Raw genomic sequence first — 24014 nt, 5'->3', positions numbered from 1 at the left:
GATTCTGGATGAAATATGGCATAATACAGAGTGAAACTGACAGAGAAAGGTGGTCGAGGCATGCGCCCCGAACAAATAGAATCCGATGTCCGAACCTTTCAGACATCCATTCGTGCAACAAAACAAGTAGATGGTTATTGGGTTGCTTTAGAGAAAAGTTACTTCTATCCGGAGAGCGGTGGACAGCCGGCGGATCGTGGAACATTGAACGACCAACCGGTCCTTGACGTTCAAATCGAAGACAGTGTCGTCTGGCACCAACTGGCGACGCCGCTCACAGGTGACGTCACCGGTATCGTAGATGACGCAGTCCGGATCGATCATGCGGCGCAGCATACGGCACAACATGTCATCTCTGCAATCCTACAAGATGAATCAAATATCAAGACACTCAGTTTTCGGACGGGAAGTGAGGTCTCGACGCTTGATATCGAGACACCTGAATGGACAACTATGCAACAAGAACAACTGGATCGACGATTACGACATGTGATTGAACAAGGATTACCGATCACGGCGACAGAGTATGACGAGGCGGAAGCGCTACGCTTACCATTACGAAAAACACCACAAGTTGAAGGACGAATTCGTGTCGTTCAAATCGGCACACTCGATTATAGTGCCTGTGGTGGGACGCATCTTGATTCAACGGCACAGCTCGAGTCGATTCTCTTTACCGGAGTCGAGCGGGTTCGTGGAAATATTCGTCTGTCCTATGTCGCAAAAGAACGGGCATACCAACTCGTTCAGGCAGAACGACGAGCCTTACGGGAAGCGGCGCAAGCCTTGTCGGTCAAACCAGTTCAAATGCTAGAAGCCGTCCAAGCGTTACAAGAAGAGCAGAAACGCTTAACGAAACAGGTCGAACACGCCCAGGAACAACTTGCAACGTTCACACTCGCTCACGCTTTAGAACAACAAGAAGGCATTCTTGTGTTTGAACATCTGGATGAAGAAATCAAAATATCCGAGCAACTTGCTAAAGCGATTCAAGAAGCGGGACGCGTCGGCGTCGTCTGGAATGCGACGACGAACAAGCTACTGATGAGTAGTCCAGGTGAACCCCATCTCGGGAAGTTCGCTAAAGCACATGTTCAAGCATTCAATGGGCGAGGCGGAGGAAGTGCGGTTCAGGCACAGGCACAATTTACGAATCGGGATGATGCGATGGCATATGTCGATCGATTACGGGAGGAATATCAGTCATGACAGTCATTCAAGTACGTACAGCAGAACAACATCAAGCCGTCCGGATGATCCGGGAGCGTGTCTTCGTCGAGGAACAAGGCGTACCACGCCATCTTGAATACGATACACACGATGAGACAGCGATTCATCTGCTTGTCCTCGATGAGCAGAGTCGACCGGTCGCAACGGGTCGTACCCGTCCATATGACGACCAACGGATGAAGGTAGAGCGTGTCGCGACGCTAGCGACAGCGCGAGGAAAAGGATACGGTGGCGAGTTGATGCAGGCGATGGAACGAGTCGCACGTCGCGAAGGGAAGCAATTGCTAACACTCGGCGCACAAGTTCAAGCAATCCCGTTTTATCAAGGACTCGGGTATACGATCGTCTCCGATGAATTCGATGATGCGGGCATCCCGCACCGAACGATGGAGAAAAAAATGTAAGTCATTTTGAAAGAAATCCTGCAAAAAGGGTTTCTTTTTTTTGTTTTCTATGTATATATATAATTCATAATGAATTTTTATACAGACAGATGAATTTAAAACCAGGAGGGAATTATACATGTCGAAACAAAAATTGATCTTAGCGTACTCTGGGGGACTTGATACATCGGTAGCCATCAAATGGTTGAGCAAGGACTATGACGTCATTGCCTTATGCATGGATGTCGGAGAAGGAAAAGATTTATCCGTCATTAAAGAAAAAGCACTCCTCGTCGGTGCAATCGAATCGATCGTCCTCGATGTAAAAGAAGAATTCGCACAAGACTTCGTCTTGCCGGCACTTCAATATGGCGCGCATTACGAAAATGCCTATCCGTTGATTTCAGCGCTTTCGCGTCCGTTGATCGCAGAAAAGCTCGTCGAAGTCGCGCATCAACATGGTGCAACGGCGGTCGCTCACGGATGTACCGGAAAAGGGAACGACCAAGTCCGGTTCGAAGTTTCGGTCGCAGCACTTGATCCATCACTCGAAGTCATCGCACCGGTTCGGGAATGGAAATGGTCACGGGAAGAAGAGATCGCCTATGCGAAAGAAAACAACGTGCCGATCCCGATCAACCTCGACAGCCCATACTCAATCGACATGAACCTCTGGGGACGGAGTAACGAGTGTGGCGTCCTAGAAAACCCTTGGACAGAGCCACCGCAAGACGCTTACGCGTTAACAGTAGCGCCAGAAGACGCACCGGATCAGGCAGAAGAAGTCATCATTGGCTTTGAAGCAGGTGTTCCGGTCTCGATCAACGGAACGACGTATCCACTGGCGAAACTGATCACGGAACTGAACATCATCGCTGGTGCACATGGGGTCGGACGGATCGACCACGTCGAGAACCGTCTCGTCGGTATCAAATCGCGGGAAGTCTATGAGTGTCCAGGCGCAACAGTGTTACTCAAAGCGCACGCTGCACTCGAGACGATTACATTGACGAAGGACGTCGCACATTTCAAACCACTTCTCAGCAAACAATACGCAGAAACGATCTATAACGGTCTCTTCCATGCACCATTGACGAAAGGCTTGAAAGCATTCCTGACGGCGACACAACAGGACGTCACAGGAGAAGTTCGCGTTAAACTGTTCAAAGGAAACGCAACCGTGACAGGTCGTCAGTCCGCTGTCTCACTCTACGATGAGAAACTTGCGACGTATACGAAAGAAGACGCGTTCGATCATGAAGCAGCAAAAGGCTTCATCAAATTACACGGACTTGCCGTTTCGACTCATGCGAGCGTACATCGTCAGGCGGGTGTAACGAAATGACCAAACTCTGGGGTGGACGTTTTACGGAAAGTGCTTCCGCTCAAGCGGAAGCCTTCGGAGCATCGATCACGTTCGATCAAAAATTAACGAGCGCCGATTTAAAAGGCAGTCTCGCACACGCGCAGATGCTATTTGAACAAGGGATCCTCGCTCAAGACGAGTGGACACAAATCGAGCAAGGACTGAAGCAACTGGAAACGACGTTAGCGGATCATGTGTATACGCTAGCAGATGAAGACATTCACATGAATCTCGAGCGTCTATTGACGGAACAGATTGGTCCGGTTGCAGGAAAACTGCATACGGCACGGAGCCGAAATGACCAGGTCGCAACGGATTTACATCTATGGATGGAACAACATGTTGAAGCGTTGACGACGGCATTACGCGAGCTCCAATCGGTTATCACGGAACAAGCTGAACAACATATCGAGACGGTCATGCCAGGTTATACGCATTTGCAACGGGCACAACCGATCTCGCTTGCGCATCACTTGCTCGCTTATTTCTGGATGTTCGAACGTGATGTCGAACGGTTGACGGATAATCAAAAGCGGATCCGAAAATCTCCGCTCGGGGCAGGCGCGCTCGCGGGGACGACATTCCCAATCGATCGTTTCCGTTCTGCCGAGTTGCTCGGTTTTGAGTCAATCTATCCGAACAGTCTCGACGCTGTCTCCGACCGCGATTTCGTCATCGAATACCTCGGGATCGCCTCGACCGTCATGATGCATCTCTCGCGTTTTTGTGAAGAAATCATCATCTGGGCATCGCAAGAATTTGGCTTCATCGAGTTGTCTGATGCTTTCTCGACAGGGTCGAGCATGATGCCACAGAAGAAAAATCCTGATTTCGCTGAATTGATTCGTGGGAAAACGGGGCGCGTCTACGGCAATCTGATGGGCTTCTTGACGACGATGAAGGCATTACCACTCGCTTACAACAAAGACATGCAAGAGGATAAGGAAGGGGTCTTTGATACAGCAGATACCGTTCTCCAATCCGTTCAAATCTTCACCGGAATGATTGAATCTGCGACGTTTAAGACCGAAGCGCTCAAGAAGGCGACAATGCAAGACTTCTCGAATGCAACGGAACTCGCTGACTACCTTGTAACGAAAGGCATACCGTTCCGGGAAGCGCATGAAATCGTCGGCAAAGCCGTCCTTTACTGTGTGCAGAACGGTTGTTTCCTGAAGGATTTGAACCTCGAGACGTATCAAACGTTCCATCCTGATATCACAGAAGACGTCTATCCGCTCCTCGATCCGGTTCAAGCAGTAGCACGCCGGACTAGCTACGGCGGGACAGGGTTTGCTGCCGTGTCGGAGCAACTCGAACTCGCGAAACAGCATCTTGCGAATTGACGAATTTTGAAAAAAAACAGTCAAATGACTGGATTTAACAAAAGATGTCTGCTATAACTGTAACTAACAACCGACAGATAGAGGCGCGGATGACATGAGTAGCATCATTCTTGAAGGCAAGCATGCCGAATGATGTGAAAGGGGAAGTCCGCCGAAGTGAACGAGAAGATGCTTCTTCTTGTTTGCTGGTACAACGGTTAAGATCCGTTGTACTGCCGAAACCGATGTTTCGGAGCGCTATCTTACGTAAAAGAACGAATGACTTTGTCTTCGTTTGTCCGATCGTGATAACGACGGGCCGTAGGAACGCTCCTACCGGCCCGTCGTTTTTTTTCTGTATCGGGACAAAGGAGATAGGATTGTGACAACTGTACTTAAATTTGGTGGAAGCTCGGTTGCGACTGTCGAACAGATTCAGTCTATTGCGAATTATTTGAAGAGTCGCGCAGCCGAAGGTGAAAAACTCGTCGTCGTCGTTTCGGCGATGGGCAAGATGACAGATTCTTTGATCGCTCAGGCGCAAGCCATCACGGATCGCCCCGAGCGAAGAGAACTCGATCGACTGCTTGCCATCGGAGAAGAACAGACGATTTCATTACTCAGCATCGCCCTCAACTCGCTCGGTGTCAAAGCGTTATCGCAAACAGGCGCTCAAGCAGGAATCAGCACGATGGGCGTGCATACGAAAAGTAAGATCAAACAGATCGATGGAGATCTGTTACGACAAAAACTCGAAACGTACGATGTCGTCATCGTCGCCGGATTCCAAGGTGTCAACGAACTCGGTGATGTCACGACGCTTGGACGGGGTGGGTCGGATACAACGGCAGTTGCCCTTGCGGCAGTCCTTGATAAACGGTGCGAAATTTATACCGATGTCGACGGTGTCTATACAGCTGATCCGCGAATCCATGCCGCCGCTCAACCGATTCCACATATCTCGTATGATGAGATGATGGAGATGAGCGCCCTCGGGTCGAAGGTCATGGAAATGCGAAGTGTCGAACTAGGAAAAAAATACGGCGTACACATCTTCGTCGGGAAAACACTTGAATCGAAAAGGGGAACATGGATCATGGAAGCGACGGAAACAATGGAACAAAAAGCGGTGACGAGTGTCAGTGTGACGAAGAACGTCTTGACGGTATCAATCAAACACGTACCGCAAACGAATGCAGCAGTAGCCGATATCTTCGAACTGTTATCCAATCGCCACGTCAACATCGACATGATCAGTCAAACGACGTTCGACAGTGACATTTTCTTATCGTTCTCATGTCCACTCGATGAGGAAGAGTTCCTCGATGAAGCATTGAAAGACATCATGGATCGCTTCACGACAGTCAAGGTCGATCGCCATAATCAACACGCGAAATTATCTGTCGTCGGAATCGGGATGCGGGATGCAACAGGTGTCGCTTCGAAATTGTTCGCAATCTTCCGAGCAGAGAACATTCCGTTCTATCAAGTTACGACTTCAGAAATCAGCATCTCATACACGATTGCACAAGCAGATATTGAACGGACGGTTGCAGCGATTGCAAACGCGTTCGAGTTATAAGGAGGAAAACAGGATGTATCATGTAGCAGTCATTGGAGCAACCGGCGCCGTCGGTCAAAAAATGTTACAAGTACTAGCCGAACTGGACTTCCCGGTCAGCCGCCTGTCCGCTTACGCTTCTGCTCGTTCAGCAGGGAACACGGTACAGTTCAAGGGAGAAGCCATCACGATCCAAGCGCTGACACCAAATATCACGGAAGACGGGATTGATGTCGCGTTGTTCGCGGCGGGCGGAACGATCAGTGAACAATATGCCCCGTTACTAGCTGAAAACGGAACACTCGTCGTTGATAATTCAAGTGCTTTCCGGATGCAGGAGACGATTCCGCTTGTCGTGCCAGAAGTCAATCCACAAGCGATTCAAGCGACGGACCGCTTGATCGCAAATCCGAACTGTTCGACGATTCAATCCGTCGTAGCCTTAGCACCGCTCCAGTCACTGGGATTCGAGCGTGTCAACTATACGACGTATCAGGCCGTATCCGGTTCTGGTCAAAAAGGAATCGAGGATCTGGCACGTGGAGCACGCGGAGAAGAGCCCGTCAATTATCCGCATCCGATTCACGATAACATCTTGCCACATATCGATGTGTTCCTTGAGAACGGCTATACGAAAGAAGAGCAGAAGATGATTGACGAAACACGGAAAATCTTCAATCTTCCAGCACTACCAGTCAGTGCGACATGTGTGCGTGTTCCAGTCACGAATTCTCACTCGGTTGCGATCAACGTCACGTTTACGCAGCCGACGACGGTTGCAGCGATCCGTGAAGCACTTGAAGGCGCACCGGGCGTCGTCCTCATCGATGATGTCGCGAATACGCGTTATCCGATGCCACTCGATGCAAGTGGTACGGACGACGTCTACGTCGGTCGGATTCGACAAGATGATAGTCTCGCGAACACGTTCCATCTCTGGTGTGTAGCCGACAACATTCGAAAAGGTGCCGCCTCGAATGCCGTACAAGTCGCACGCCAAGCAATCGAACAGTCGATTCATTCATAAAAAAGGAGGAGTTCTTCATGTTCAAAGGAGCAGGTACAGCGCTCGTCACACCATTTAATGAAGCAGGCGAGTTGGATCTACACGTATTCGAACGCTTGATCGAGCAACAACTCGCAGCAGGAATTCAGGCGCTTGTCGTCGGAGGAACGACAGGAGAAGGTTCGACACTGACGAACACGGAATTCGAACAACTACTGACGACTGCCGTTCAAATCACGGCAGGACGAGTACCAGTCATTGCCGGAACGGGTTCGAACAACACGGCAGCAACAATCGAGAAGACGTTACTCGCAGAGCGCCTCGGTGCGGACGCAGCGATGCTCGTCACACCGTACTACAATAAAACATCGCAAGCGGGTCTCGTCGCACATTTCACGGCGGTCGCTGATGCAACCGAATTACCAATCATGCTGTACAACGTTCCGTCGCGGACAGGCGTTGCGATCGCAGTCGAAACAGCAGTGACGTTAGCACGTCATCCACGAATCCAAGCGTTTAAGGAGGCGAGTGGAGACGTCAGCTTCATGGGTGAACTGATGGCGGCGATTCCGGAAGATTTCGCGGTCTTCTGTGGAAATGATGATCAAATCCTGCCGTACATGGCATGGGGGGCACAAGGCGTCATCTCAGTTCTTTCGAACCCGTACCCGGCAGAGACACAAGCACTTGCTGAGGCGTTACTAGCGCAAGATCTCGTCACGGCACGCCGGATTCAGGCAGACTTGTTACCGGTCATCGGTGCCTTGTTCAGTGATGTCAATCCGATTCCAGTTAAAGCATCTCTTGAAGAACTCGGCTTTGCTGTCGGTGCGCCGCGCTTGCCGCTCGTCCGTCAATCGGAAGCGGGGCACGCCCACTTACTCGAAACGATGCGGGCTTACAAAGGGGTGGTTCGATGAAACTCGCGTTACACGGTTATGGGGCGACAGGACAATACGTCGTCGAACTCGCACCACAAAGTGTCGTAGCGATCGTTGACCGGACGAAGTCATCCGATACGATCGCTTCATATGCCGAGCTAACGGAGATGTCAGAAACGGTCGATGCGATCATCGACTTCTCGCATCCGAGTTTGCTACCGGATCTGCTCGCATATGGGCTGGCGACAAAAACACCACTCGTCATCGCGACGACTGGTTTTTCGGAGGCGGAACTGGCATCGATCAAGGACGCCGCAAAAGAAATTCCGATCTTCCAGTCGTACAACATGTCGTACGGCATCGCGATGGTGCAGCAACTGCTGAAGACACTCGTACCACTAGCAGGAGCGTACGACATCGAATTGCTCGAGAAACATCACAACCAAAAAGTCGATGCGCCAAGCGGAACAGCGGAGTTGTTATTGCAAACGATTCAGACGGCACGTGACGTCACACCGGTATATGACCGGTCACAGACGCGGCAAAAGCGAGAGACGAACGAGATCGGGATGCACGCGATGCGCGGTGGAACGATCTTCGGAGAACACGAAGTCTTATTCGCAGGTGTCGACGAATTGATTGAAATCAAACATACGGCATTATCGAAAAAAGTATTTGCTTCTGGTGCGATCAAAGCAGCTGAGGCACTCATTCAAAAAACAGCGGGACTCTATACATTAGAGACGCTCTACACACAGGAGGATTCACATGTTACTCACTGATGCTTACGAAATTGCTAAATTCATTAAAGATGCTAAAAAACAAACACCCGTAAAACTTTACGTCAACGGCGATTTGGCGGGCTTGACGATCGAAGGCGCTACAGCGTTCGGATCAGATGAATCAAAGATTTTCTTCGCGGATGCAGGACTTGCGGCTACTTTCTTAGAAAAGTATTCAGATCGCATCACGGATGTTCACGTGGAGTATGACCGTCGCAACAGTGCAGTACCAATGCTTGATACACGTCACTTGAATGCGCGTATCGAGCCAGGTTCATGGATTCGTGATCATGTCGTCATCGGCGATAACGCGGTCGTCATGATGGGTGCGATCATCAATATCGGTGCATCAATCGGAGATGGTACAATGATTGATATGAACGCTGTCGTCGGTGCACGTGGGACGATCGGGAAAAACGTTCATGTCGGCGCAGGTGCCGTGGTCGCGGGTGTCCTCGAACCACCTTCAAAAACACCTGTCATCATTGAAGATGGTGTCTTGATCGGTGCGAATGCAGTCATCCTTGAAGGCGTGAAAGTCGGTAAAGATGCCGTCGTCGCTGCTGGTAGTGTCGTCACAGAAGACGTACCTGCTGGAAGCGTCGTTGCTGGAACACCTGCACGTGTCATCAAACAGAAAGATGCGAAAACAGAAGAGAAGACGCAATTGGTGGATGATTTACGTTCACTCTGATTGACGTCGAAGAGGAGGAAAACACATGGCAGTGGATACACAGTATGGAGAAGCAATTTGGTTAGATGGAGTCTTTCATGATCCGAAAGATGCGAACACAAGCGTCATGTCACATGCGATTCACTATGGTAGTGGATTCTTTGAAGGAATTCGTGCTTACGCGACACCGGACGGACCGGCGATTTTCCAATTGAAGGAACATATCGAACGTCTCTTCCGCAGTTGTGCGTATTATCACGTCACGATTCCGTATACGGTTGATGAACTCGTCCAAGCGACGATTGATCTAGTTGCGAAAAACGGATTTGAATCGTGTTATATCCGTCCATTCGTGTTCCTCGGTACGCCATGGCAAGCATTGATGGCGAAAGATACGACGGTTCATGTCGGCATCTCTTGCTGGGAGCTTGGGGAATACTTCGATAAAGGTGCTGGCATCCGTGCCAAAGTCGCATCATACCGCCGCGTCTCATCAACGATGATGCCGATGCAAGCGAAAGCGGCTGCGAACTATATGAACTCACAACTCTTAAAAGGTGAAGCGATCCGTGATGGATTTGATGAAGCAATCGCGCTCGACATGAACGGAAACGTTAGTGAAGCGAGTGTTGCGAATCTTTTCCTTCTTAAAAACGGAACGATTCATACACCGTCACTTGATTGTTCAGTACTCGACGGTATCACACGCCAAGTCATCATCCGTTTGGCGCAAGATCAAGGCTATCCTGTCGTCGAACGTCACATCGGACGCGATGAGTTATATGTCGCAGATGAGATCTTCTTAACAGGAACAGCTGCTGAAATCACGAGTGTCGGTGAAATCGATCATATCTCCATCAACGGCGGAACACGGAACGTCGCAGATGAGTTGCTCGATCTTTACCGTCAAGCCGTCACAGGTCAATTGCCGCAATATGCGGATTGGTTGACGTATGTGACACCAGCTGTCGCAGAATGACGACGCGTACACTCGTCACGATCGATCGGAAGGCGGTGCGACAGAACGTCGCATCGGTCTTCGCTCGGTCACGTAAACGTATTTTTGCCGTGGTCAAGAACAATGCGTACAACTTAGGCATGCTAGAGATGGTCGAAACGCTGATGGCGTCTGATGTGCATCACTTTGCTGTCGCCGAGTTGTATGAAGCCATTGAAATCAAAACGAATTTTCCAGACAGTTATGTACTGGTGATGAATCCGACGGAGGATTTTGAAACAGCACGACGTTTCGGAATTGCACTCGGTGTCTCATCGCTAGAATGGCTCGCCCTAAACAGTAAACAGCTGCAGGGAATCGAGTTACATTTGAAGATCAACGTCGGGATGAATCGTTTTGGTGTCAGTTCGCTTCAAGAGGCGGAAGCTGTTCTTGCGCTTGCGCAAGCAGATTCGCTCGCTTTAACAGGTTTATATACACACTTTCCGCTTGCCGATGAGCCGGATGCGGATCACGATGGACAAGTCGAACGTTTCGTCGCCATTGCCGATGTGTTACGAAAGCGCCATACGTTTACGTATATGCACTCGGAAAACAGTGCGACGATCGTCAAACACGATCCGCGTCTCGCATTTTGTAATTATGTCCGCCCTGGAATCTTCTTATTCGGCTATTCACCGATTGAAAAGATGGACTGGCTCGTTCCTTCGCTACGGATGACGACGGAGGTCGTTGAAATTCGCGAAATCGGACCGGGTGAACACGTTGGGTACGGGACGAACTTTACGAGTACAGAACCGATGCGGATTGCCATCTTACCAGTCGGCTATGGAGACGGTGTCGTCCGTGGGCGTGCCGCTCTGCCTGTTCATATTAAAGAAAAACCTTATCCGGTCATCAATAAATTATTCATGAGTCATACGTTCGTCGCTGTCGATGGGACGGTTGAGGTCGGAGACGAGGTCGTGCTATACGGGGATGGCGTTGAAATTGACGATATTACTCGGACAGGAGCAGCGAACAATTCAGAGCAGATGTGTGCCCGGTCTTGGCGTTTGACGCATCAGTATCTATAAGGAGGAACTTATTATGTATGGAAGTCAATACCTGACAGAAGAAAACAATACGTTGCACATCGATGGTGTCGCAGCGACCGATCTTGCAGCACAGTACGGAACACCGTTGTATGTGATGGCAGAGCGGGAGCTGAAGGATCGATTAGCGACCGTCCGGGAACACTTCCTTGATAAGTATCCGAACACGTATGCTTCCTTCGCCTCAAAAGCACTGACTGTCAGTGCCGTATATGAACAAGTCGTTCGTCATGGTCTTGGAATCGATGTCGTCACAGGCGGGGAACTCTTCATCGCCCGTCAATCCGGGGTTCCAGCAGAACGAATCTATTTCCATGGTTCGAATAAATCAACGGCTGATCTTCAGTATGCCGTTGAGGAAGGAGTCGGACGGATTGTCATCGATCACTTTGCAGAGATTGCACAACTGGAATCGATTGCGGCACAAGCCGTTCAAACGGTTCATGTCCTGATCCGGATCGTGCCACAAGTCATCGGGGGAGCGCATGCGAAAATTCAGACAGGTGGTGTCGATACGAAATTCGGTTTCTCGACGCATGCGTCAGATTACTTGGACGCAATCGAAGCGATTTTAGCATCGGAACATCTGTCGTTACTCGGCATCCATTGTCATGTCGGTTCGCAAATCCAAGATCCGTCACTGTTCGAACAGACGGCTCGGACGATGATGGGCTTCGTCGAAACGATTCGTGCGCATCATGGCTTCACAGTCAGCGAAGTTAATGTTGGCGGTGGCTTCGGTATTGCCTATACACAGGACGATCATCCGCTTGATTTTGAAGCGACGATTGCACGCGTCATGGATGTCATCGAGACGGAAACGGAGCGACTCGGCATCGAACGTCCGCGCATCGGGATCGAGCCAGGGCGCTGGGTCGTTGCGAATGCAGGAACGACACTGTATACGGTCGGGGCAATCAAAGAGATCGAAGGCGTCCGAACATATCTTTCGGTCGATGGCGGAATGACAGATAACATTCGCCCAGCACTTTACGGTGCGGTGTATGAAACGGTCATCGCTAACCGGATGAGTGGCGAAACGACCGAAGTGACGGTCGTTGGAGCAGCTTGTGAATCAGGGGATCTCGTCGCTGAAAAAGCACAGTTGGTTACACCGAACGGTGGCGATACACTTGCTGTCTTTGGGACAGGAGCGTATAACTTTTCGATGGCAAGCAACTACAACCAGTTCTTACGTCCGGCACTCGTTTTCGTCCGGGACGGGGAATCCCGTGAAGTCGTCCGTCGACAAACGTATGCGGATTTGATTCAGTGTGATCTTGGAATCAATGGGGTCCGATCAGAGTCGTAAGAGGTGCGGGGTCAAACTAGAGGACAAAAAAACCGACGCTATCGCGCCGGTTTCATGCATACGATCTAAAGCGATTCTTCTCTTGAATAGAGAGGGATCGTTTTTTTTTTGTTGCGATCAGCATATTCATTTTGGAATTTTTAAGACTTGTCCAACGAGCAAGAGGTTCGGATTCGTAATGTTGTTTGCCTGCATCAATGCTGTGACGGTGACACCATATCGTGTCGCAATCGAGTAAAGTGTATCACCGGCTTTAACCGTATAAGTCGTTGTTGGAATTTTCAAGACTTGACCGACGTTCAACAGATTCCAGTTCGTGATGTTATTCGCACTCGCGAGGGCAGAGACCGAGACGTTGTATTTGCGGGCGATGGAATAGAGTGTATCGCCAGCTTTGACGGTATACGTCGTACCGGTTGAAGTCGGTGACCGTAACAGTTCTGAAATCGTGACGAACGAATAGCCTTTTGCTTTTAGTTTTGAAATCATCGTCGGCAAGGCGGTCGGTGTTCCTTTCGCACCAGCACCGGTATGCATCAGAATAATCGATCCGGGAACGACTTTTGGTAATACACGATCCAAGATGGCTGTTGAAGAGATGCCTTTCCAATCCGTCGTATCAATATTCCATTGAATCGTTTTCGTATAACCTGCAGCCCCAACTGCACTCAATACGTTACTATTACTTGCACCGAACGGCGCTCGGAAAATTGGTTTCGTCGTTTTTCCGGTCAAGGACCGGATGAGAGATTCTGTTCGGGATAATTCACTCGTCATCTGGCTTGCTGTTAAGGTCGTAAAATCCGGATGCGAATACGAGTGATTGCCGATTTGGTGTGTAGGAGAGGCGGTTGTGATGTTCTTGATCGATTGAGGATGATTGTTTGTACCACTGCCTGTCAAAAAGAAAGTCGCTTTCACTTGGTTACTTTTCAAGATACTTAAGATTTTTGCAATGTTCGTCCCATCTGAACCGTCATCAAACGTCAATGCGACGACTTTTTGTGTCGTCGTTCCTTTCGTCACGAACGTAGAGCTCGCCGCATTAACCTGTGAAGGAATCGAAAGTGGACTAAGGAGAAGTAATCCGATCATCATGATGGTAGGTTTCTTGATGTTCATCGTCTAGTACCTCCTTCATCAAAAACATGCTTTACAAGTACTCTTTATTAAGGTATTCCCTTTATTTTAAAAAAAGAACTAAGAAATTCCCGTTTTGCAAAGAAATAAAACTAAATTACAGAAAATTTGTTTAAACCGTAATCTTTTTGGGAAACCATAATATATGGAAATAGTAAAAAGGAGTGAGAAGGAATGATCGAATTCAAAAACGTCGGTAAGCAGTTTAAGGACAATGTCGTCTTGAAAGGCTTATCGCTCGAGATTCAAAAGGGTGAACTCGTTGTTTTCATCGGACCAAGTGGCTGTGGGAAAACGACGTCACTTAAGATGATCAATCGACTGATCGAACCTTCTTCAGGCACGATTTTGGTCAACGGGAAGGACATCATGAAGACGGACACGATCGAATTAAGACGTCATATGGGATATGTCATTCAGCAAACCGGCTTGTTCCCTCACATGACGGTCCGGGAAAACATTCAATTGATTGCTGGGCTTGAGGGGAAGAACCACGATGAGATGGATCAACGGACAGAACAACTGTTGACGATGGTCGGGCTTGATCCAAAGCAATTCATCGATCGTTATCCAAGCGAACTCAGTGGTGGGCAGCAACAGCGTGTTGGTTTCGCACGAGCTTTAATGAATGATCCTGATGTCATTTTGATGGATGAGCCGTTCAGTGCACTCGATCCCGTTACCCGTAACGATCTACAGGAAGAACTTTTTAACTTGCAGGAAGAAGTGAAAAAGACGATCGTTTTCGTCACCCATGATATGGATGAAGCGATCAAGTTAGCGGATCGGATATGTATCATGCGTGATGGGGAAATCGTCCAGTTCGATACTCCAGAAGAAATCTTGCGTCATCCAAAAGATGAATATGTCGAATCGTTCATCGGAAAAAATAAAATCTGGAGTAGTCCAGAATTCATCAAGGCAGAAGATATCATGATCGAGGACCCAGTTTCAATCAGTGGCAAACGGACGTTGTTGCAGGGAATTGAAATCATGCGTGGACGCAAAGTCGACAGCCTGTTGATCACCGATCGTGACCGCGTCTTACAAGGGCTGATTAAGTTGAAGAACATCCAGACGATTCCGGATAAGAGCCAACGGATCGAAGAAGTGATGGAGAGCGAAATCATCGCCGTCAATGAACACGATTCATTACTCGATGTTCTTGAAGTCATGAATCAGGAAGAGACTGGTTATCTACCAGTAACGGATGCAACAGGAAAACTCAGAGGATTGATTACACGTAGTAGCTTACTTTCCGTCTTGAGTGAGCAATTCATTCATGAGGAGGAAGTCCAATGAACGGATTCTTTGATTATGTAAAAAATAATACCGATCAGATCGGTGATTTATTGCTAGAGCACTTACAGCTGACGGTCTTTGCCGTCGTCATCGCGGTCGTTCTCGGGATTCCGATCGGAATTCTGATCACCCGTTACCAAAAGTTCGCGAAACCTGTCCTTGCGCTGACGAGTGTCGTGCAAGCCGTTCCGAGTCTTGCCTTACTTGGTTTCTTGATTCCGTTCATTGGTATCGGATCGACACCAGCGATCATCATGGTCGTGCTTTATTCACTCTTGCCAATCGTTAAAAATACGTACACGGGTCTGTCGAGCATTCCAGGGGACACGCTCGAAGCAGCTAAAGGAATTGGTTTAACGGATCGGCAAATCCTCAGTAAGGTTCAGATTCCACTTGCCTTGCCGATCATGATGGCAGGGATTCGAATTTCAGCCGTTACAGCTGTTGGTTTAATGACGATCTCAGCATTCATCGGTGCCGGTGGTCTTGGTTACCTCGTCTTCTCAGGTATTCAAACAGTTGATAATAACCAGATTCTTGCCGGAGCAATTCCAGCCGGTATTTTAGCACTCGTCATCGACTTCGTCGTCAGTCGGATTGAATACTCCGTGGCGCCAAATGGGATTCCACTTGCAGATGGTCGGATCAAGAATAAGGCACGGAAGCGTCGTAAGGCGATGCCAGCTGGACGTAAGATCGCGATTGCAAGTATCGTCTTCTTATTAATCGGTGGAACGGTCGCTTACTCTTTCCTCAAGGAAGATAAGATCGTCATCGGATCGAAGAACTTTACGGAACAATTGATTCTCGGAAATATGTTAGCGGATTTAATCGAAGATAAAACGGATTTAGAAGTCGAACGTCAATTGAACCTCGGCGGAACAAAAGTCGCTTACGGGGCGCTTGAAAAAGGGGAAATCGACGCGTATGTCGAGTACACAGGTACTTTGTTGATCGACGTTCTCAAGCAAGACGTCGAGACGGATCCGGAAACAGTCTATGCAAAAGTCGGGAAGATGATTCCGGAAAAAAGTCAGGTCGACGTCCTTGACCCAATCGGTTTCAACAATACGTATGCCCTTGCCATGACGAAAGAAGATATCGAAAAATATGACTTGAAGACGGTATCAGATATGTCAAAAGTCAGTGATCGTTTGATTCTCGGATCAACAATCGAATTCGCGAACCGAGAAGATGGTTACCTTGGTCTGAAGAAAAAGTACCCGGACATGAAATTCCAAGATGTACAACCAGTCGATGGAGGACTCCGTTATACAGCACTTACGAATGGTCGAACGAACGTCATCGATAGCTTCTCAACAGATGGTTTGTTACAAAAATTCGATTTGACAGTGCTAGAAGACGATAAAAAGTTCTTCCCACCATACTATGCGGTACCGCTTGTTCGTCAAGAAACACTTGAGGAACATCCGGAGCTGAAAAAAGTCCTCAACACGTTAAAAGATAAAATTACGGATGAGAAGATGCAAGAATTGAATTACAAAGCAGATGTCGAGAAACAGCGCCCTGAAAAAGTCGCGCGTGATTTCTTGATCGAAGAAGGATTAATTTCAAAATAAACAGGTAGAGCCGAGGCGGGAATCCGCTTCGGCTCTTTTGGTATGCGCGCTGACGCGCTATATCGTTTTGGAAAATACGTAATCAAGTGATTAAATTATTTTTTGATGCGACTAGCGAGCCAAGCGCGAACAGTGCGTTGCTGAATCATACACGTTCTTCCTCTCGGTTTAATGTTCCAAGGCGGTGCTCGGCATCTTTAACGATACGTGCTTGAATCTCGACTGTCAACCAATCTGTTTCTGATTCGGGTAACGTCGGCAAACCGTAACTTGGGTTATTCGTAGATGAAAACAAATCAGACATGATGCGTTCTTCGTATACTGGAATCATGTAAAATCCCCTCTCTGTGTCTTGATTCATCTCTTACACCTCTAGTGTACGAAAGAATTGTAAAGACGGAAGAGGGGAGGTATTAAGAACCTGTGAACTTTGTAAACGTTCTCACAAACTTGTCATATCCTCTGTGATAGCTTCACAACTGTCAGCATACTGCTGACCTCGTTTCACGTATTTCCGTACTGTTCGTTCCATGATGAATCGATCATGGTCACTGATATCCCGGACGATTTTTGCAGGAACACCCATGACCATCGCGCCGGCAGGTACCTTCATTTTTGGCGGAACAAGACTCCCCGCAGCAACGAATGCTCCTTCTCCGATTTCGGCTTCATCGAGGATCGTCGCCGACATTCCGATTAACGCTCCTTTTCGAATGATTCCGCCGTGAATCATCGCCATATGACCAATCGTCACTTCATCTTCAATGATGGTCGGATATCCTTCATACTGATGAATCATCGAACCATCTTGGATGTTGACGCGTTCCCCGATGTGAATCGGACCTTCATCTCCGCGTATGACCGTATTGAACCAGACAGATGAGTCTTTTCCGATCGTGACCTCTCCGATGACTTTAGATCCGTCTGCTAAATAAACGGATGGATCGATGTTTGGAACAAGTGAACCGACACGATATTTCATGCGTTTTTCCCCCTCAGACATTAAATCGATACTCTTTCATCTTGACGTTACAAAAAATAAATTGCAACAGCTTCCAAACTAATTGTAAGATGGTAAAAATACGCTTACAACAGGAGGAGACAGGATGGAACAAACAGTGCGTGAACGATTGATCGCGATTGCTGCCAAAAAAGAGAAAGCAGCCGTCGTCTATCAGAATATTTCAGTCATTGATGTCATGACACGTGAGACATATACAGCAGATGTAGCGATTGATTCAGGTTATATTGCTGCTGTCGGAGAGGGGTATGAGGGAATCGAGAATCGTCCGGGAGAAGGATTTTTCATCGCACCAAGTTTCGTCGATGCCCACGTCCATATTGAATCATCGATGGTGCCACCGAGTGAGTATGAGCAAGCGATTCTACCATTAGGTGTCACGACGATCATCGCCGATCCGCATGAGATCGCGAATGTCAAAGGAGCGGAAGGATTATCCTTCATGCTAGACGATGCTGAAGGTCTCGCCCTTGATGTCCGCATGATGTTACCGAGCTGCGTACCGGCCACTTCGTTTGAACACGCGGGAGCATCTCTTGATGCGGCGGCACTTGCACCGTTCGTCGATCATCCTGGTGTCCACGGTTTGGGAGAAGTCATGGATTATCCAGCGGTCGAACGAGCCGATCACGATATGCTCAAAAAAATTAAACAGATCGAAGACGCAGGAAAACTGGTCGATGGTCATGCGGCGGGACTAGGACCACGCGAAATTAACATTTATGGTGTCGCCGGAATTCGAACGGATCATGAATCTGTCAGTAAGGAAGATGCGATCGCCCGAGCACGTCGTGGTCTGTATGTCGAAGTACGGGAAGGTTCGGCAGCTCGAAACTTAAAAGAAGTACTCGATGCTGTGACGGAAAGCAATGCGAGCCGTTTCCTCTTCTGTACGGATGATAAACATTTGGACGATACATTACGCGAAGGTACGATCGACTATAATATCCGCTATGCGATTCGTCATGGAATTAAACGCGAGACAGCATATGCGATGGCATCGTTGCATGCGACGAATGCCTATCGTCTGGACGATCGTGGAGCTATCGTGCCGGGACGCCGGGCGGACTTCGTCCTGTTATCCGATGCCGATAACGTCGTGATTGACGAGGTTTATATTAAAGGTGAGTGTGTCGCACGAGCAGGAAAAACGACCCGAACAGTACGGCGCGCGCATGTTCCAGAATCGTTACGAGGTGCATTGAATACAAAACCGATTACGCCGGAAGTATTTGCGCTGCCACTTGAATCATCACGAGCGCATGTGATCGGAGTCATTCCAAAAAGCATCGTCACCGAGCACTTGATTCTCGACGTTCCGCTTCAAGACGGACATTTCGTGCCTGTACCGGAGCAGGATCTTTTGAAGATCGCTGTCATTGAACGGCATCACGGCACATCCTTCTCGGCAGTCGGTATCGTCAAAGGTTTCAAGATGAAACGCGGAGCGATTGCGGCGACTGTTGCCCATGATTCGCACAACCTCGTCATCGTTGGTGCGTCGGATGAGGAAATGCAACTGGCTGCGGAACGTCTCGTCCAAGCGGGTGGGGGAGTCATTGCCGTCAATGGGCAAGAGGTACTTGCTGAGTTACCGCTTGAAATCGCTGGACTGATGACGAATCGTCCCTTCCAAGAAGTTGGAGATACACTCGAAGCATTGAATGATGCACTCGATGTGTTAGAGGCGGATCGTTCCTTTAATCCATATTTGACGATGTCATTCCTTTGCTTACCGGTCATTCCGGAGTTAAAGCTGACCGACAGTGGATTATTCGACGTAAAACACTTTCAGCATATTTCAGTACAAGCAGACTGATGTCCGTCGCGAGTCTGAGTCTCATTCCGGGACTCAGACCGTTTTTCTGTCAATCAAGTTACGTTAAAATCAAAAAAAGCCACTTTACAAAACGGTTAGAAATCCTTAATGAAACTTAATAGTTTGGATATTGAATCATTTTGGAAAGCTTGTTATAGTAGGTTCTATATCATTTGTGAGAAACCTCACTTTCTATGAAACTTTTATCTAGAAGGATCGTAGAAAATAATAGGACAACAAGATTAGAAAGGAGATCATCATTATGGATAAGACTTATTTTGAAGGGCATGAAGCTTTGATTGCCGATGTCTATCGTTCATTCACGCGTCAGTTCCATGCGTTACCAACACATCGACGAACGAAACGTCAGTTGCGAAATCTTGCATTCTCCGTCATTCGTCAAGCTCGACCGACGTATGAGGAACGCACCGTTCTTTATGCTTACTTCGCTGAATTCTTCCGAGCAGTTGAGGAAGGACAGGATGAAGAGATTGCTTTTTATAAACAAATTGCACAGTAAAGACCCCCGATGGCTCCGTCAGAAGGGGTCTTTGTTGTTTTCTGAGAATCACGTCTGGAAATAAAAAAACAAGTAGGGAACGAGGTCCGCTACTTGTTCATCAATGTTTTAAAGGGTTATTTTACTTCCATCCATTTAAAGCTCATATCGGCACCGAATGGGTGACGGTATAATTTATCAATGTTTGTACGTTGTAAGTAAGCTTCCCCTTTTTGGTAGATTGGTGCGATGGCATAGTCTTCTGTCAACAGCATTTTTTCAGCTTCTTGCATGTCCGACCAACGTTTCGCTTCATCTGCTTGTTGTTTTGCTCCCTTGATGAGATCATCGAATTTTTTGTTCGAGTATTCCATTCGGTTGAAGCTTCCATCCGTTAACCACATATCGAGGAACGTCATTGGATCCTGGTAGTCAGGTCCCCAACCAGCCGCAGAGATATCGTAATCTCCCTTCGATTCGAGTTCGAGGAAGTTCTTGAACGGTTGTTGTTTGATTTTGATCGTCAAACCAGGCAGGTGCTTCTCAAGATCTCCTTTTAAGTACTCAGAAACCTTTTTGAAGGCATCTTCATCTCGTGAGAGCATGCTGAGTTCGACTGTCTTCACACCGAGTTCTTTCAAGCCAGCATCCCAAGCTTTTTTCGCAGCGTCAGCATCGTAGCTTTGTAGATCCGGATACTTCGCGCGGAAGTCTTCCCCATCTGGTGTAAACGTGAAGTCTTTCGCGACGATGAAGTTTGCAGGTTTTGATCCGTCATTTAGGATGACATCTGTAATCCCTTGTTTTTCAAAACCAAGCGCGAGCGCTTTTCGAATGTTTTTGTTTTTCAATGCTTTATTCTTTTGGTTAAAGCGAAGGAAGTTGATCCGAGCATCTGGACGCGTCTTGTAATCATCTGATTTTTCGTACTGCGAAACGAATTCAGACGTAATTGGTGCAAAATCGACTTCTTTCGCTTCGAAAAGGTTGACGCCAGTTGAGATTTCTTTGACGACCTTGACATCGATTTTGTCCATCTTAACATTCGCTTTATCCCAGTAATCTGGATTTTTCTTGTATGTCCAACCAGCATTCGCTTGCCATTTATCGAGGACGAAAGGTCCGTTGAAGACCATTGTATCAACACTTGTCGCGAACTTATCGCCTTTATCTTCGACGAATGATTGTTTTAATGGTAAGTACGTCGGGAAACTCGTCAAACCAAGGAAGTAAGGTGCTGGAGCTTCAAGTTGGACTTCAAGTGTCTGATCGTCGACTTTCTTGACGCCCAGTTCATCAAGTTCAGCGTCTCCAGCCATGATTTTGTTGGCATTTTTTAAATCTTGTAGAATGTACGCGTATTCTGCTGCTGTCTCTGGATTGAGTGCACGTTTCCAAGCATAGATGAAATCATCTGCTGTGACGGCCGATCCATCTGACCACTTCGCATCTTTACGCAGTTTGAACGTGTATGTTTTTTTATCGTCCGACACTTCAACGCTTTCTGCGATTCCAGGTGTTGGTTTGTTATCACCATCAAGACGATACAGCCCTTCGAAGACGTTGTTCGTGACGATGATGGAAGTCGAGTCCGTCGTTTTCGTCGGATCTAGCTGAGGTACATCCGTCGTCGAAACGAGTGTGACTTCCTTTTTTTTGTTTTTCGAATCTGATCCGCTTGTGTTTTCGTCATTTCCTTGCCCGCATGCAGCGACAGCAAGAAGCGCGATACTGGAAAGTCCAGCAAAAGCGATTTTCGATGGTTTATTCATGGAACGATGACCCCCCGAGAGTTAGTGTTAAATATTTCAGAAAAATGTGAACATATTGTTAATTTAAGTGAAAGTGATTAAAAATGCAACATAAATTTTCAGATAATTCTTACTGATCAAGGTCTATCTCCTCAATTCCAAGCGATTTCAAATAGTCATAAAGTAGGAATAAGGTTAACGCATGCGGGGAATACATTCGTAACGTCAATCGAACGGGATCACCACGTAAACGCATATTCGTAATACGTACACCTTTACGCTCAAGAGCAAGAACGATGTCTGTTGGATCAAGTCCAGAAGGAAGTAACAGATGCGCGACGAGGACATTTGCTTCGAACCGACTATTGTTGATACGACTCATTATCCGAGTTAAGCCTTCCAATAAGAAAAAGAGAAAGAGGACTAGAAAAATCGATTCCCAGATGAAACCTGCACCGATAGCGATCCCAATTCCGCTCGCACTCCAGATAATCGCGGCAGTCGTCAGCCCGCTGACGATATCATGCGGTCGACGTAAGATGACACCAGCGCCGATAAAACCGATTCCAGTAATGATTTGGGCGACGAGACGCATCGGATCCATCTGAACATTCGTTGCCATGTCATGGTAGAGTAAGACCGATTTGATGGAAACGATGGTTAACAGACAACTGATCAGGGTAATTACGAGGCTAGTGCGTATACCAACCGGTTTATTTTTGATTTCACGCTCGAATCCGATGAAAATTCCAAGTGTAGCGGCTAATAGGAGTTTTAGAAGGTCTTCAAGCTGAAATACATGGATCCAGTTCATTCGTCTCAAATCCTTTCTTTACTTTAAAAGGTGATTTGTTATAATGACTTTTGTGTCTTTCGAATGAATATACGTAAGATGTAATAGATATACGAAAAAGGAAGTGTCTCATCATGAATCAACAAAAAATCGGGTTCTTTGCTCTCGCTGCAATGGTCATCGGTTCCATGGTCGGTGGAGGAGCTTTTAACCTTCCTGGTGCAATGGCCCAAAGTGCAAGTGCAGGACCTATTCTCATCGGATGGAGTATCACGGGGATTGGGATGATCATGCTCGCGTTAGTATTCCAGCATCTCGCAAATAGTAAACCAGAGCTCGAAGGCGGTATCTATGCCTATGCGCGTGAAGGGTTCGGACGTTTCGTCGGTTTTAACAGTGCTTGGGGATACTGGGTATCGGCGTGGATTGGAACGGTTGCGAATATCACGCTCGTGTTTAATGCGATTAGTTATTTCTTCCCGATTTTCGCAGCAGAAAATCGAATATTCCTTCTCTTCATGAGTGTAGTCGTCATTTGGGGATTGTTCTGGCTCGTTTCGAGCGGTATCAAGGAAGCGACACTCGTCAATTTGATTACAACGATCGCAAAGCTCGTCCCGATCTTGATTTTCATTCTTCTAGTAGGAATTGCCTTTAATATCAAAACGTTTAATTTGGATATTTGGGGAGAGGGAACAGAACTCGGTTCGATCTTCGATCAAGTAAAAGGAACGATGCTCGTCACACTTTGGGCGTTCGTTGGAATTGAAGGGGCGGTCGTCTTATCAAGTCGTGCTAAAAATCGAAGTGATGTCGGGAAAGCGACAGTGACGGGACTTGTTGGAGTATTAGTCATCTACATTTTGATTTCCGTCCTATCACTCGGAGTGCTCAGTCAAGAAAAACTAGCTGGATTAAAAGAACCAACGATGGCGTATGTACTAGAGGCGGCGATTGGACCGGTCGGTGCGACGATCATCATGATCGGTTTGATTATCTCACTATCTGGCGCACTTCTCGGATGGACGATTCTCGCATCAGAAATTTCGTATCTCGTTGCGAAAGACGGTGCATTTCCGAAAGCATTCGCAAAAACGAACCGGAAAGGTGCTCCAGTCGGTGCGCTATTGATTACACAAATCGCGACACAAGTCGTCGCAGGAATCGCGCTTTTCTCAGCGCAAACCTATCTTGTCCTGTCGAGTATCGCTGGGATTTGTGCGTTATTACCATATTTATTATCAGCGTTGTATAGCATTCGGATATCGCGAGAAGAGCGCAATCAGAAAATGTTGCTTTTCTCCATCATCGCATCTGCGTATTCGATTTGGCTCGTCTATGCATCGGGTATCTGGTACATCGTCATCGCGGCATTAGTCTATGCTCCAGGGATTCTCGCGTATGCGTTAGCAGAGCGAGAACAGCAACGGACGGGCATGTCACGTTATGAGTGGATTGCCAGCATGGTCCTTGTTGTATTAGCAGGAGTAGCCGTTTACGGAATGGTCGTCGGGGAAATTCAATTGTAAGAAACGCTA

At 47.7% G+C, this 24014-nt stretch carries 22 protein-coding genes and 1 riboswitch; of the genes, 17 read left to right on the top strand and 5 right to left on the bottom strand.

The window, feature by feature from the left end; translation table 11 throughout:
* Window positions 1-60 precede the first annotated feature (60 nt).
* The 12 genes from AYO36_RS14980 (at window position 61) to lysA (ending at window position 12571) form a co-directional block, all read left to right on the top strand.
* On the top strand, window positions 61-1209 hold the full coding sequence (locus AYO36_RS14980) for an alanyl-tRNA editing protein (RefSeq protein WP_064300866.1): 1149 nt from the start codon (window positions 61-63) through the stop codon (window positions 1207-1209).
* Window positions 1206-1634 carry a GNAT family N-acetyltransferase gene (locus AYO36_RS14975; RefSeq protein ID WP_023467111.1) on the top strand — a complete coding sequence of 143 codons (429 nt, stop codon included), beginning with the start codon at window positions 1206-1208 and terminating at the stop codon, window positions 1632-1634. The genes AYO36_RS14980 and AYO36_RS14975 overlap by 4 nt, the downstream gene beginning before the upstream one ends.
* Window positions 1635-1752: 118 nt before the next feature.
* Complete coding sequence (locus tag AYO36_RS14970) at window positions 1753-2958, top strand: argininosuccinate synthase (protein WP_050678063.1); 1206 nt, start codon at window positions 1753-1755, stop codon at window positions 2956-2958.
* The gene (argH, locus tag AYO36_RS14965) at window positions 2955-4325 is read left to right on the top strand and encodes an argininosuccinate lyase (RefSeq protein ID WP_064300865.1); all 1371 of its coding nucleotides are present in this window, start codon (window positions 2955-2957) and stop codon (window positions 4323-4325) included. The genes AYO36_RS14970 and argH overlap by 4 nt, the downstream gene beginning before the upstream one ends.
* 70 nt (window positions 4326-4395) lie before the next feature.
* Window positions 4396-4573: riboswitch (Lysine riboswitch) on the top strand.
* 113 nt (window positions 4574-4686) lie between these two features.
* The gene (locus AYO36_RS14960) at window positions 4687-5886 is read left to right on the top strand and encodes an aspartate kinase (RefSeq protein ID WP_047395005.1); all 1200 of its coding nucleotides are present in this window, start codon (window positions 4687-4689) and stop codon (window positions 5884-5886) included.
* 13 nt (window positions 5887-5899) lie between these two features.
* Window positions 5900-6892, top strand: coding sequence for an aspartate-semialdehyde dehydrogenase (locus AYO36_RS14955; protein ID WP_064300864.1), 993 nt, complete (start codon window positions 5900-5902; stop codon window positions 6890-6892).
* A 17-nt stretch (window positions 6893-6909) separates the two neighbouring features.
* Window positions 6910-7791 (top strand): 4-hydroxy-tetrahydrodipicolinate synthase, encoded by an 882-nt coding sequence (gene dapA / locus AYO36_RS14950; RefSeq protein WP_023467119.1) that lies wholly within the window; start codon window positions 6910-6912, stop codon window positions 7789-7791.
* Window positions 7788-8534 (top strand): 4-hydroxy-tetrahydrodipicolinate reductase, encoded by a 747-nt coding sequence (gene dapB / locus AYO36_RS14945; protein ID WP_023467121.1) that lies wholly within the window; start codon window positions 7788-7790, stop codon window positions 8532-8534. The genes dapA and dapB overlap by 4 nt, the downstream gene beginning before the upstream one ends.
* On the top strand, window positions 8521-9228 hold the full coding sequence (gene dapD / locus AYO36_RS14940) for a 2,3,4,5-tetrahydropyridine-2,6-dicarboxylate N-acetyltransferase (RefSeq protein WP_029340774.1): 708 nt from the start codon (window positions 8521-8523) through the stop codon (window positions 9226-9228). The genes dapB and dapD overlap by 14 nt, the downstream gene beginning before the upstream one ends.
* A 25-nt stretch (window positions 9229-9253) precedes the next feature.
* Entirely contained in the window at window positions 9254-10186 is a 933-nt protein-coding gene (locus AYO36_RS14935) for a branched-chain amino acid transaminase (RefSeq protein ID WP_023467124.1), read from the top strand.
* The gene (alr, locus tag AYO36_RS14930) at window positions 10183-11241 is read left to right on the top strand and encodes an alanine racemase (protein ID WP_050678066.1); all 1059 of its coding nucleotides are present in this window, start codon (window positions 10183-10185) and stop codon (window positions 11239-11241) included. The genes AYO36_RS14935 and alr overlap by 4 nt, the downstream gene beginning before the upstream one ends.
* Before the next feature lie 13 nt (window positions 11242-11254).
* Entirely contained in the window at window positions 11255-12571 is a 1317-nt protein-coding gene (gene lysA, locus AYO36_RS14925; protein WP_064300863.1) for a diaminopimelate decarboxylase, read from the top strand.
* Between the two features lie 126 nt (window positions 12572-12697).
* Here lysA and AYO36_RS14920 read toward each other — a convergent pair whose 3' ends face one another.
* Window positions 12698-13693: a LysM peptidoglycan-binding domain-containing protein gene (locus AYO36_RS14920; protein ID WP_064300862.1), complete on the bottom strand. Its 996-nt coding sequence runs from the start codon at window positions 13691-13693 to the stop codon at window positions 12698-12700.
* 192 nt (window positions 13694-13885) lie between these two features.
* On the opposite strand from AYO36_RS14920, the gene AYO36_RS14915 reads away from it, so the two are divergent.
* Together AYO36_RS14915 and AYO36_RS14910 are read left to right on the top strand one after the other, a co-directional pair.
* Window positions 13886-15013: an ABC transporter ATP-binding protein gene (locus AYO36_RS14915; protein WP_064300861.1), complete on the top strand. Its 1128-nt coding sequence runs from the start codon at window positions 13886-13888 to the stop codon at window positions 15011-15013.
* The gene (locus AYO36_RS14910; RefSeq protein WP_029340779.1) at window positions 15010-16593 is read left to right on the top strand and encodes an ABC transporter permease/substrate-binding protein; all 1584 of its coding nucleotides are present in this window, start codon (window positions 15010-15012) and stop codon (window positions 16591-16593) included. The genes AYO36_RS14915 and AYO36_RS14910 overlap by 4 nt, the downstream gene beginning before the upstream one ends.
* Before the next feature lie 145 nt (window positions 16594-16738).
* Here the strand turns inward: AYO36_RS14910 and AYO36_RS14905 are convergent, their stop codons facing one another.
* Both AYO36_RS14905 and AYO36_RS14900 read right to left on the bottom strand, forming a co-directional pair.
* A complete protein-coding gene (locus AYO36_RS14905; protein WP_050678068.1) occupies window positions 16739-16924 on the bottom strand; it encodes a hypothetical protein in 186 nt (61 codons plus the stop codon).
* A 111-nt stretch (window positions 16925-17035) separates the two neighbouring features.
* Window positions 17036-17575, bottom strand: coding sequence for a gamma carbonic anhydrase family protein (locus tag AYO36_RS14900; RefSeq protein ID WP_050678069.1), 540 nt, complete (start codon window positions 17573-17575; stop codon window positions 17036-17038).
* Window positions 17576-17699: 124 nt separating this feature from the next.
* Between AYO36_RS14900 and ade the strand changes: the two genes are divergently transcribed.
* Window positions 17700-19433 (top strand): adenine deaminase, encoded by a 1734-nt coding sequence (gene ade, locus AYO36_RS14895; RefSeq protein WP_064300860.1) that lies wholly within the window; start codon window positions 17700-17702, stop codon window positions 19431-19433.
* 262 nt (window positions 19434-19695) lie between these two features.
* Entirely contained in the window at window positions 19696-19953 is a 258-nt protein-coding gene (locus AYO36_RS14890; protein ID WP_023467133.1) for a hypothetical protein, read from the top strand.
* Between the two features lie 116 nt (window positions 19954-20069).
* On the opposite strand, the gene AYO36_RS14885 is transcribed toward AYO36_RS14890, so the two are convergent.
* The gene (locus AYO36_RS14885; RefSeq protein WP_050678072.1) at window positions 20070-21704 is read right to left on the bottom strand and encodes a peptide ABC transporter substrate-binding protein; all 1635 of its coding nucleotides are present in this window, start codon (window positions 21702-21704) and stop codon (window positions 20070-20072) included.
* Window positions 21705-21813: 109 nt separating this feature from the next.
* Entirely contained in the window at window positions 21814-22497 is a 684-nt protein-coding gene (locus AYO36_RS14880; protein ID WP_050678073.1) for an MgtC/SapB family protein, read from the bottom strand.
* 110 nt (window positions 22498-22607) lie between these two features.
* Between AYO36_RS14880 and AYO36_RS14875 the strand changes: the two genes are divergently transcribed.
* Entirely contained in the window at window positions 22608-24005 is a 1398-nt protein-coding gene (locus AYO36_RS14875; RefSeq protein WP_197484541.1) for a basic amino acid/polyamine antiporter, read from the top strand.
* Window positions 24006-24014 lie beyond the last annotated feature (9 nt).

This window comes from Exiguobacterium sp. KKBO11 (assembly GCF_001644945.1).
Lineage (GTDB): Bacteria > Bacillota > Bacilli > Exiguobacteriales > Exiguobacteriaceae > Exiguobacterium_A > Exiguobacterium_A abrahamii.
Note: the sequence above shows the minus strand (reverse complement) of the source record. Positions and strands in the feature narration are given on the sequence as shown.